General features: G+C 68.2%; 12 protein-coding genes. 2 read left to right on the top strand and 10 right to left on the bottom strand.

The features are described from left to right. Positions 1-146: 146 nt before the first annotated feature. From ACZ4UV_RS39805 to ACZ4UV_RS39825, 5 genes are all read right to left on the bottom strand, one after another. Positions 147-704, bottom strand: coding sequence for a DUF3291 domain-containing protein (locus tag ACZ4UV_RS39805; protein ID WP_467844756.1), 558 nt, complete (start codon positions 702-704; stop codon positions 147-149). Between the two features lie 297 nt (positions 705-1,001). After that, a complete protein-coding gene (locus ACZ4UV_RS39810) occupies positions 1,002-1,145 on the bottom strand; it encodes a hypothetical protein (RefSeq protein WP_467844757.1) in 144 nt (47 codons plus the stop codon). Positions 1,146-1,426: 281 nt separating this feature from the next. Beyond that, positions 1,427-2,209 carry an ALF repeat-containing protein gene (locus tag ACZ4UV_RS39815; RefSeq protein ID WP_451021554.1) on the bottom strand — a complete coding sequence of 261 codons (783 nt, stop codon included), beginning with the start codon at positions 2,207-2,209 and terminating at the stop codon, positions 1,427-1,429. 646 nt (positions 2,210-2,855) lie between these two features. Next, positions 2,856-3,341 (bottom strand): hypothetical protein, encoded by a 486-nt coding sequence (locus ACZ4UV_RS39820; protein WP_467844760.1) that lies wholly within the window; start codon positions 3,339-3,341, stop codon positions 2,856-2,858. Between the two features lie 169 nt (positions 3,342-3,510). Beyond that, a complete protein-coding gene (locus ACZ4UV_RS39825; protein ID WP_467844763.1) occupies positions 3,511-4,182 on the bottom strand; it encodes a carboxylesterase family protein in 672 nt (223 codons plus the stop codon). A gap of 100 nt (positions 4,183-4,282) precedes the next feature. Here ACZ4UV_RS39825 and ACZ4UV_RS39830 point away from each other — a divergent pair, with 100 nt between their 5' ends. Continuing rightward, the gene (locus ACZ4UV_RS39830; RefSeq protein WP_467844766.1) at positions 4,283-4,642 is read left to right on the top strand and encodes a hypothetical protein; all 360 of its coding nucleotides are present in this window, start codon (positions 4,283-4,285) and stop codon (positions 4,640-4,642) included. A 154-nt stretch (positions 4,643-4,796) separates the two neighbouring features. Here the strand turns inward: ACZ4UV_RS39830 and ACZ4UV_RS39835 are convergent, their stop codons facing one another. Together ACZ4UV_RS39835 and ACZ4UV_RS39840 are read right to left on the bottom strand one after the other, a co-directional pair. Next, positions 4,797-5,177, bottom strand: a complete 381-nt coding sequence (locus tag ACZ4UV_RS39835) for a VOC family protein (protein ID WP_467844769.1) — start codon at positions 5,175-5,177, stop codon at positions 4,797-4,799. A gap of 26 nt (positions 5,178-5,203) precedes the next feature. Further along, positions 5,204-6,334: an ABC transporter substrate-binding protein gene (locus ACZ4UV_RS39840; RefSeq protein WP_467844772.1), complete on the bottom strand. Its 1,131-nt coding sequence runs from the start codon at positions 6,332-6,334 to the stop codon at positions 5,204-5,206. Between the two features lie 78 nt (positions 6,335-6,412). Between ACZ4UV_RS39840 and ACZ4UV_RS39845 the strand changes: the two genes are divergently transcribed. Next, positions 6,413-8,044 (top strand): RICIN domain-containing protein, encoded by a 1,632-nt coding sequence (locus ACZ4UV_RS39845; protein WP_467844775.1) that lies wholly within the window; start codon positions 6,413-6,415, stop codon positions 8,042-8,044. 97 nt (positions 8,045-8,141) lie between these two features. Here ACZ4UV_RS39845 and ACZ4UV_RS39850 read toward each other — a convergent pair whose 3' ends face one another. The 3 genes from ACZ4UV_RS39850 to ACZ4UV_RS39860 all read right to left on the bottom strand — a co-directional run. Continuing rightward, a complete protein-coding gene (locus tag ACZ4UV_RS39850; protein WP_467844777.1) occupies positions 8,142-8,537 on the bottom strand; it encodes an SRPBCC family protein in 396 nt (131 codons plus the stop codon). A 30-nt stretch (positions 8,538-8,567) separates the two neighbouring features. Continuing rightward, a complete protein-coding gene (locus ACZ4UV_RS39855) occupies positions 8,568-9,089 on the bottom strand; it encodes a nuclear transport factor 2 family protein (protein WP_451023250.1) in 522 nt (173 codons plus the stop codon). A 133-nt stretch (positions 9,090-9,222) separates the two neighbouring features. After that, on the bottom strand, positions 9,223-10,416 hold a 1,194-nt coding region (locus ACZ4UV_RS39860), incomplete at its 5' end, for an MFS transporter (protein WP_467844778.1).

The following is a 10,416-nucleotide window of genomic DNA, read 5'->3' on the forward strand; positions in this document are numbered from 1 at the left end:
CCACGGAGATCATCGGCGCCCGGACTGCCCGACTTGAGCAGCCCGCGCGGTGCGCCGTCGGTCGGGGAAGGTGACGCCGGTCAGTTCCTCGGACAGGACCCACAGGCGGCGGGCGGACCCCGGATCCAGTCGTTCGGGCTTCCTTGTCAGCGAACCTGGTCGCCCTTCGGCCCGATGCCTTTGAACCTGGTCGAAGTTCCGTCCGGGGCGAACGGGTCGTGGAAGGTGAAGGCGTGCCGCGCGGAGCCGTGGTCGTGGAGGTGCTCCAGCCTGGAGACCCCGTCCCGCCAGGTGGGTATCACGCCGTCGAAGACCCACCAGAACACGTAGTTCGGGTGCCCTGTCCTCTCGAACCAGTCGTAACGCCTGTTCAGCGCCTCGCGGTGCAGACCGGTGTAGACGGCGTCGAAGGCGGGACGCAGGTCGGTCCAGAGCGAGAGGGTCGCGGCCAGGGCGGTGGTTTCCACCGTATGGCCCTTGCCGTACCAGGTCGGTACGGCGAACTCTCCCCATGCACCCCAGTCCGCCTCGAAGAGCATGCCCCGGTCAGCGTCCGCCGCTTCAGCATGCGCGAGGTACCCGGGGTGCTGGCTGATCTTCCGGTAGACGGCCTCACCGGTCTCGTAGAACTCGCGCGTGAGAGGCGCGGGATCGGCGAGAGGTGACTTCAGGACGCCGAATGTGTACAGCGCAAGATGGGGCATGCGTCTCTCCCTGGTTGGGGCTGCCTGGCGTGAACCCGGTTCGGTGGCTCACGCATGGGGGCGAGGGCGAGGGCGCGTGGGACGTGACCGACTCATCCCGTCGCGGCCGGCCCAGCCGGAAGGAACCCCTGTGCGACCGTGGGCGACCACCGAAGACCAGATGAAGGTAGCTGCCTCTGCGAGCCATGTCGAAGTTGCAATTTCCCTGTTCAGGTGGCCTCTTGCACAGGTCCTGGCGGGAGCCGGGGCGGTGGCGCTGTCCGGCGGGAGGGACCAGTGGCGCCCTCGGTCCACCACTCAGCTTGCAAGTCGCTTGTCCGGACGCGGATGCACGACTGCTGCGAGGACGTCGATCGCGTCCCAGCGCTTCCGCAACGGTTGGAGCGCGAGGACGACCCCGAAGCGTGGGAGCAGCCGGGATATCGCCTGGTCCTCGAACACGACCTCGTCTTCCCCGCCGGCTTCGCCGCTTTGCCGACCCTGGCCTCTCTCGCAGTGAGGAACACACGGGCGGCCTGCGTCGGCACATCACGCCACGCCGGGTCCACTCCGCATCTGCCGGATCACCCCGCCCCGCACCGGACCGAACGGCCTACCAGTCAACCTCTCACGCGACGACCCCTCGGACACGCCCCAGGACCCGCGTCTGCCACGTTGCCGGGCCAGGCCGCGGGCGACGCGGGGCCGGCCCGTTTGGTCGGGTCCCCGCGGCTGTGCCGTGCTCAGCTGTCGATCTCGTACTGGCCGACGGTGCGGAAGTACCGGAGGGCTTCTGGGCTGCCGTCGTCGAGGACCGCCTGGATCGCGTCGTACATGGCGTCGCTGATGTTCGGGTCCGTGAGCATGTGGATGATGTACACGCGGTCGTCCTCAGCCTGCGCGAGCCGGTATCCGGTCCACCGGAAGTAGCTCAGGGCTTCGGCGGTACCGGCATCGAGTGCGGCGTTGGCCTCCGCTGTCACCCTCTTGTCACCGTTCTGCGTGGCCAGATACAGGATGTGTGCCACGGCCACGGAGTCGTCCTCGACCTGGGCCTGGGCGTACCCCGTCTCCAGGAAGGCACGCAGCGCTTCCGGGGTGTTGGCGTCGAGGGCGGCGTTGGCCGCCTTGATCACCCGCTTGTCACCGTTCTGGGTGGCCACGGCGAGGACATGGGCGACCGCGACGGAGTCGTCCTCGGCCTGGGCGATGCGGCATCCCGTCTCCAGGAAGGCACGCATGTCCTCTGCCGTGCCGCTCAGCGCTTTGTCGGCCTCGCGCAGCACGCCCGTCCCGGCGTTGTCGTCCGTGAGGATGTCCTGGATCGCGGCCCTGACTTGGTCGTCCGTCAGCTCGTCGACGGGGGTCCCGGTGCCGGTCGAGACGTCTGGGCAGGCTGTGGCAGGCGTGGTGGTGACGGGCGTGGTCGGCGTGGACGCGTCGGCGGCGAAGGCCGGTGCTGTGAAGAGAAGGGCGGGCGTCAGAATGGCCGCGGCGACCAGCATCGCGGCGCGCGTCGGTCTCATGGATGTGCCTCCGTATTCGGTGGGTTGATCGGTATGAAGCATCTACATGCCAGGTGCACGGATCAAGAGGTTTCTCGGCGGCGGTGGCGTCGGGCGGTCCTCAACTGTGCCCACATGACCATGAGTTCGGACTTCACCGACACCGGTGTGCGCGATCCGTCCCGAGCCCTCGGCCGGGTTGCCGGGCGGGCGGAGAGCCGCCGGAGGCGGCGGCCGGCGGTTGGCGTTCGTGCGGCCCGACCGGCGTCCGCGATCGAGCGGGAACGGGTGCACCCACTCCTACCGGCTCGCCGGCACCCGCGCCCGAGCCGAGGAACCCTCCAAGGCCCGCTGGCACCTGCCGGCTCCGACTCGACCTCCACTCGTGAGGCCGGACCCAGGACTCGCACCCGGGACCCGGGACCCGGGCTCCCGATCCGCCGCGAACAGTCGTCCCGACGAGGCGGCGAGCAGCTCAAGATGGCTTGTTCCTCGCCGTGTTCGCGGCCGTGGGTAATCCCTCCCTGGCCCACTACGGGAAGAAGAGCACCCCGGGTCAACACCGAGCTCAGCCTCTGATCTGCCTCGACAGGCACCGGGGCGACGTCCTGGTCGCGATGCTCCGTGATGGAGCCTTCGACCTACGAGCCGCAGTCGCCGGCCGTGGTCACCCGTCCAGCGGGTCCGCGAGGAGGACGACTCGGTCGGCTTCGACGTCGAAGCCGAGCACCGGATGGCGTTCGGCGCCTTCCGGGGCCAGCAGCACGGGCTTGCGCAACCGCCGCCCGATCTCCCGGAGGAAGCCGCAGAGCACGTCGAGTCGATCCTGGCCCTGCAACTCCCACAGATCGACATCGAAGTCGATTTCGTCGTCGGCACAGAAGCGGAAGATCGCCAGCACACCAGCCGTCGGCCAGACCCTCAGCTCCGGGTACTCGGTATGCGCCGGACGGGACAGCATGTACTCCGCCCGGGGCACCGGAAGCACCGTCTCTCCCTCGGAGTACTGGCACTTCCAGCCCTTCTCCGCGACAAGATCGAGGACCTCCTGCCATTCCTCCACCGAGGCATTCGGGACATGCACGTCAGGCAACGACCCCATGAGGTCAAGGTCGAAGAGGCGCTTCACGTCGTCCCACAGCAGGTCGGCCATCCGGCCATGCTGCCCGGGTTGCCTGGCCCGACGCACCCTCGTTTCCCGTTGCCGAAGACATCGGGGTACCCCCGGACGGGGAAGGCTCCACCGGGAGCGAGGAGATCTCCCGCCGGGCCGTCCCCGACGTGGGACGGCCCCTTCTGGTGCGGCGGAGGGCTTGGTGGGCTCACAGAGACTGCTTCATGATCCAGTCCCGGACTCCGGGTATCGCGTAGGCGATCTGCCAGGTGCCCATGTGCGCGTTCGTCGCACCGGTCGTGCCGGTGACCGTCCCCGTCTGGAAGACGGCGTAGTTCACGGGCGCCTTCTGCTTCTCCAGGTTGCGTACGTCTGCCGCGAACTGGGCGGCGGTGGATCCCGCGTCCCACACGGCGGTTCCGACCTTGGTCCCCTCGGCCCTGATAACGTCGGTGATGGCGTTCTCGCCGGGATACGCCTTCGTGCCGTCCTGCGAGACGAGGATCCAGAGCTTCTTGTCCGCCAGCGGCGCGGCCTCGGTGTCGGGCCACTGCCCGGCGACGATGTAGCCGGCCGCGAAGAGGTCGGGGTACCTGATGTTGAGGTCGAGGGAGAGCATCGCGCCCATCGACTGTCCCGTGGTGTAGCGCCGCCTGGGGTCGATGCTGTACTTCTCCGTCACTGCCTCGACGACGTGGGCAGTGGTCTCGAAGAGAGCGGTCGGCTGGTAGTTGTCGTCGATCACGACCTCGCCGTACTCAGGTGCGAGTACGAACGCCTCGTGCCGCGCCTGGTCCTCCGGGCTCGCCCAGCAGACGGCGCCCACTCCCTGGACCAGGGGGCCGACGGTGTAGACGTTGACGACGCTCGCGTCGTGCATGAACAACCCGCCACTCGGAAAGCCACCGACACGGTCACGAAGTCGAAGCCTGCCGGAGAACCCGGTTGAGCACGCCGAGGCAGATCGACATACTCCCCGGGTGAACAACGCAGGAAACGAGGTCATTGAGCAGGGTTGGGATGAACCCTGGTACCGCGTCCGCACAGATCGGTTTGAGGCGTCGTTCTTGCCCAGTGCAGGTGAGGATCTGGATGCCGTCTGCAACGTCGACGCAGAGGTACGGCTGGCAACAGACGGCTCCCGCTTGAGCGCGACCGTGTTCACTCTCGCTGAGGTCGAGCGTCTGATGAAGAGGTGGTCCCAGACAGGCGAGGAACTGGGCGGCCGCTACTTCTGGTGTTCTGACGGATTGGTAGTTCGTGACCCTGGCATCGACAGCATGACCCAGGCGCTCGCCGGTCTGCTCGACGCCGGTGACTTCGCGCAGGTACTTCAGTGACTCGACGACGAGTCCGGCTCATCCTCCATCTGAAACGATCAGTAAGTACGCCGTCGGCCCGCCCCCCTTCCCGAGGGGTGAGCGGACCGGCCCTTTCGAGGTCCCGTGACTTCCCGGCGACCCGGTTCGAGCCCGTGGCGTGATCCTGCCGGACTCAGTTCCCGGTGGTGCTGTCCTGAGGGTCCCCGTTGAGGCCGTAGACCGTGCCCTCCGGACCACGGAAGTGACGGTAGGCGTAGCCCGTGTCCAGGCGGTTGATCTCACCGAGCAGCTCAACGCCAGAGGCGACGAGTTCGGCAGAGGCCGCCTCGATGTCCCCGACCCGGAAGCCGAAGACGACACCGTTGTTGAAGCCGTACTCCGGGGTGTTGCCCTCGGCGTAGACCTCCAGGATGCCGCCGTCCGTCTGCGGGAACATGGCGAAGCCGGGGAACTCCACGCCGGCGCTGAGGCCGAGGGTCTCCTTGAAGAAGGCCACGGTCGTGTCGAATTCGTCGGTGACGACCGCGTTCCAGGTGACGCCCTGTGTCTTCATGTCCTCGTTCTCCTTGTGAGTGGCTGTCAGAAGCCGCCGGGGGTGCGGCCCAGGGCATTGTCCGGGTCGCCGGGATCGGCGCCCTTGACCTGGCCGAAGTACAGCTCGACCTGGGACCGGAAGCGTTCGACCGACGCGCGGTCGGACATGAACTTCACGAACGCCTTCGGGTCGGTGTTGTGGTACGAAGCCAGGGGCTTGAGGCCGGCCGGCGGGGCGACGTCCTTGCGCACGGACCAGGTCCATGTCGCGATGGCGTTCTGCTGTGTGGCCTGGGAGTTGAGCCAGCTCATGAAGAGCTTCGCGCCGGCCTTGTGCGGGGCCTGCTTGAAGATGGCGCCGCGCTGCGTCCAGGAGTTGAAGCGCTCGGTGCTGGAGAAGACCTGCATGCCGTTGGGCCGGGCGTCGCCGCCCACGGCGACGGAGGCCAGATAGTCGCCGCTCGCCACGCCGGCCGCCGAACCCGGGACGCCGCGGATCAGCTCGGGGTTCTGCTGGACGAGCTTGGCCAGGTAGTTCCAGCCGTACTTGTCGACGATCTGCCTGTATCCGAACAGGACGGCGTCGTCGTCGTTGGGATAGGTCAGGATCACCTTGTCCTTGTAGGCGGGCTTGAGCAGGTCGGTGCCCTTGAACTCGCTCTGCTTCACGGGGAGCTGCTTGGTGTTGACGATGTACGAGAAGGCGCCATAGAAGACGCCGGTGTAGTAACCGTCCTTGTCCTTGGCGTTGGCGAAGACCTCGTCCCAGCCGACCGGCTTGTACCTGAGCAGGGCGCCGTGCTTCTTCCAGCGGTCGAAGTCCTGTGAGGTCTGCAGGATCGCGGCGTCGGCGACGAGATGGTGCGTGGCGAGCTGATTGTCGATCCGCGCGTCGTGGTACTTGCTCAGGTCGGTGACCAGGTGAAGCTTCACGTCGGGAAACTGCTGGGTGAAGGCGGAGGAGAGCGAGTCCCACTGGCCGGGCGCGTCGCCGCCGATGTAGACGGTGACCTTGCCACCCTCCGCCTTGGCTGCCTGGTAGAGCGCCTGCAGCTGATCCTGCTCACTGGCGGCGGCCGACTGGGCGGTCTGCGCGATCGCCGTGGTGGCGACCGCGGCGAACGCCACGCCCGTGGCGATGGCCGCACCCAGCCGCTTCTTCTTGCTGAACTTCATTGCGATGTTGCCTTTCGGTGAGCAACGATACGTTTGATGTTTCAAACGTATCGACGGCTGCACGCTACAGGCATTGAATTGAAAGTTCAAACATTCTCGTGGCGCGGTGCGCTCACCGGCTACCTGAACCGGCAACTTCGGCGCGACGGGGGAGTGATCCAGGGCGACTATGGTCTGCCGGCGCGCCTTGCATCGGCACCCGGCCACGCTCCCGGCATCCAGTGGATCACCCGGCTGGAGAACACCAAGGTCAGCGGCGGCCTCGCCTACTGGGTCAGCGAGGGCACGCTCAACGGCCTGACCACCCACAACAACCAGGCGACCGGCGCCTGGTGGCTCTACAACTGGTACGGCGAGATGACCGGCACCACCGTCACCGTCACACCGCCGACCCAGAACGGCTCGCTCCAGGGCGTCGCGACACTCGACTCCGCCAAGAAGCAGGCGCGGGTCGTCTTCGGCGGCACCTCGGGCGGCACCGATGTCGTCGTCAGCGGGTTCGGCTCCGCGTCGTACCTCGGCAGCACCGTCCATGCCATCGTCGAGGGCGTCGACAGCACCGGGACCGACACCGCCTCCGGCCGGCCGTACATCGTGCAGGAAGGGGACCACCCCGTCAGCAACGGGCAGATCACCGTCACCGTCCCGAACATGACGGCGACCTCCGCCTACCAGATGATCATCACGCCGGCCACCAGCGCCTCCTCGGCGGACGTCCCCACCCGGTACGAGGCCGAGTACGCCGACCTCAGCGGCAGCGTCCGGGTGACCTACGGCTCCAACACCGGCTACTCCGGCACCTACTACGTCGACGGCTACGCCGGTTCGAGCAACGCGAGCACCAACTTCGTGGTCAGCGCGCCCAGCAACGGCTACTACGACGTGGCGCTGCGCTATTCGGCCGGACCGAGCAGCGGCGCCCCCACCGACCGCAGCACCCGGGTGACGGTGAACGGGTCCAAGCTGACCGACCTGTCGCTGCCCGGCACGGCGGACTGGAACACGTGGAAGACCAAGACGGTCACGATGTACCTCTCCCAGGGCGTCAACCGGATCAACTACGGCGCCTACACCAGCGACGACAGCGACAACATCGCCGTCGACTCGATCGACGTGACCACCTCGACGTCCGGTTCGACCGCGAGCTACGAGGCGGAGGCCTCGGGCAACACCCTCGGCGGCACCGCGGCGATCGAGACCGACTCCGCGGCGTCGGGCGGCAAGTACGTCGACTGGCTCGGCAACGGCTCGGCCAACACGCCCACGTTCAACAACGTCACGGCCGCCACCGCCGGCGTCTACCGCATGGTCGTCACCCACGCCAACGGCGACAACCGCGGCGACGGCGGCAACACCTACAACATCATCAACCGGTACGCGGACATCTCGGTCAACGGCGGCACCGCGCAGCGCGTGTACTTCCGTAACTCCGGTGGGTGGTCCAACTACTGGACCGTGATGGTCGACGTGACCCTGAGCGCCGGATCCGACACCATCAAGTTCGGCAACAGCTCCGCCTACGCCCCCAACCTCGACCGGATCCAGGTCTCCCCGGCCATCGCCTCGTCCGACACGTCGTACCTCAAGCTGCAGAACAGGACCAGCGGGCTGTACGTCGACGGGGGCGGGCGCACGACCAGCGGTTCCAACGTCGGCCAGTGGAGCTCCAGCTCCAGCATCAACCAGCAGTTCCGTATCGTCCCGCAGTAGCGGATCGCAGCCACCGACCGGCCGGTCCGGCACCGGGATGTCCTCCGGTGCCGGACCGGCACGATCTGTGTGTGCCGCCGCACGAGTCGTTCGGTCCTCAGGGGTGGGTGGCGAAGTACCGGGCGATGCCCACGACTCCCGCGCCGACCGCCCGTTCGACGAGCGGGGCCAGGCTCTCCGGAAGGATCTCCTGGCTGTAGATCACACGTGAGCCGTCGCCGTCGGGGAGGGCGTCGATGGTGCCGAGGTGGAAGTCGATCGGCTCGGGCAGTCCCTCGACGAACCGGTACTGGAACCGTCGCAGTTCGTCGTCCTTGGTGACGACGAGAGACTTCGGCATCCCCTCGGGTGTGCGCAGGTGACGATGGACGCCGTCGAAATGCGCCTCCCGTACGGCCGGGAACCACTGCGGGATCGTGTGCACGTCGGTGAGCACGGCCCAAACGCGGTCGGGGTCCTGCTCGACGTGGACGTCGAAGCGAAGAGTTGTCACGTTGCTCTTTCTCCGGGGTTCGGGACGCTCTTACGGCCGCGGCGCGTGCGGCAGGGGCTCGCCCGCGTTCCACACCTCGTGGATGCGGACCGTGACGAACCGCCAGCCGTCGGGCGTGCGGCGCAGCGTGCAGTCGTACCAGCCGGCGCCGTCCGCATGGCGGAAGGTGTCGTCACCGAGCATGTGCACGCCCAGGAGGTAGGAACGGGTGCGGGCGGTGTCGCCGTCGATGTGGATGGCGTGGTTCGAGCTGAGGTGCCAGGTGCCCCGATAGCGGCCCAGCTGCCGGCTGCTGCCCACGCCCCGCAGCTGCCCGTGACCCACCAGCCGGATCGACTCGGACGGGGACATGCTGCCCTCGGGCACGTAGAGGGAGACGTACGTGTCCCAGTCCTGCGTGTCCAGCGCGCGGGCGAACTCGATGAGGAGGTCGCCGATGGCCGCGCGGTCGACAAGCCACTGGAGTTGGGCGGCGGGGTCGGACGGCGGTTTCGGCATGCCCACGGCGGGCGCGCCCTCCGGCGTCGGACGGGCGGAAGCGGGTGTGGACATGATGAGTACTCCTGTGAAGAAGGGTTTGCTGGTTGCCGGAGACGCCGGGGTACAGGATTGCGCCGCCGCAATGACGCCACCCTTCCGTCGCCTGTCCGGGACGGAAGGGTGAGTGGATGTTCACCGGAACGGTCTACGACTCACCGGCGTGCGAGGCCTCGGCCACTGCCGGCGTGGGCACGGTCCGTCCCGCCGGTGCCGGGGCAACTGCCGGCGATCGCCGACGGACGGCGGCTCCGAGCCCCGCGGCGCCGAGTGCTCCGGCGAGGGCGAGTACGCCCACCGCGTTCGGCAGGCTGCCGACGGCGGCGGTGAGGGCGAGCACCACCAGCGGGCAGATGAACTGGCCCAGGAAGAAGCATCCGATCCACAGCCCGGTGCCGCGGCCCCGGTCGGTGTACTCCAGCTTCGAGAGGGCGAGGGTGAGCAGGCTCGGCAGCATGATGCCGCCGCCCAGGCAGTTGATCACGGCACCGGCGGTGAGCACGACGGGGTTCGGGGCGATCCAGAGCACCGCGAAACCGAGGGCGCACAGCCCGAAGGCGAACGGCAGCCAGGACAGCGGGTTGCGGCCGGACTTGGTGAAGACGATCGCGCCGACCACGGTGGCGACGCTGGAGGCCGCGATGGCCAGCCCGATGACGCCGGTGTCGGTCACGCCCATGTCGTCCAGCAGGAAGGACATCTCCACCTGGACGGTGTAGAACATGACGGCGCCGAAGACGGTCAGTGCGCAGATGCCGGCCAGGGGCCGCCAGGGGAAGGCCCGCCGACCGGCCGGCTCGGCGGTTGCGGAGGGCTCGGCGGCGGGCGCGGCCGGCTGGGCCCGCGGAGGCCTGGGCAGGAAGGCGGCCATGGCGGGGGCGAGGAGCAGGCTCGCGGCGTAGGCCCAGAAGGGAGCCCGCCAGCCGGCCGATCCGGCCGCGCCGCCCAGGACGAAGAAGGCGGTGGCGGCGATGGAGGCACACATGGTCTGCATCGCGAGGTAGCGGTCGCGTTGTCTGCCGGAGTAGTAGTCGCCGATCAGTGTGGTGCAGCAGGTCATGATGGCGGCTTCGACGACGCCGACGAGGGCACGGCTGGCGACGATGGCGCCGAGCGAGTCCAGCCAGAGCGGTGCGGTGCCGACGAGTGCGTACAGCACGGTGGCGACGACGAGCAGGCGTTTACGGCCGAGCCGGTCGACGACGACGCCCGCGAAGGGGGCCAGCAGCGCCAGGGACAGCGCCGGAATCGTCAGGGAGACCGGGACGAGCGCGTCGACGCCCGGCACGCCCGCGAAATGGTCCTTCATCTTCGGTAGGACGGGCGCGATGAGCACGGCGCC

The sequence above is a fragment of the Streptomyces sp. NPDC028289 genome, assembly GCF_055565975.1.

Coding starts and splice junctions, on each gene's coding strand:
- ACZ4UV_RS39840 (WP_467844772.1), bottom strand. CDS start 6,334: ATGAAGTTCAGCAAGAAGAAGCGGCTGGGTGCGGCCATCGCCACGGGC.
- ACZ4UV_RS39855 (WP_451023250.1), bottom strand. CDS start 9,089: ATGTCCACACCCGCTTCCGCCCGTCCGACGCCGGAGGGCGCGCCCGCC.
- ACZ4UV_RS39815 (WP_451021554.1), bottom strand. CDS start 2,209: ATGAGACCGACGCGCGCCGCGATGCTGGTCGCCGCGGCCATTCTGACG.
- ACZ4UV_RS39835 (WP_467844769.1), bottom strand. CDS start 5,177: ATGAAGACACAGGGCGTCACCTGGAACGCGGTCGTCACCGACGAATTC.
- ACZ4UV_RS39825 (WP_467844763.1), bottom strand. CDS start 4,182: ATGCACGACGCGAGCGTCGTCAACGTCTACACCGTCGGCCCCCTGGTC.
- ACZ4UV_RS39805 (WP_467844756.1), bottom strand. CDS start 704: ATGCCCCATCTTGCGCTGTACACATTCGGCGTCCTGAAGTCACCTCTC.
- ACZ4UV_RS39820 (WP_467844760.1), bottom strand. CDS start 3,341: ATGGCCGACCTGCTGTGGGACGACGTGAAGCGCCTCTTCGACCTTGAC.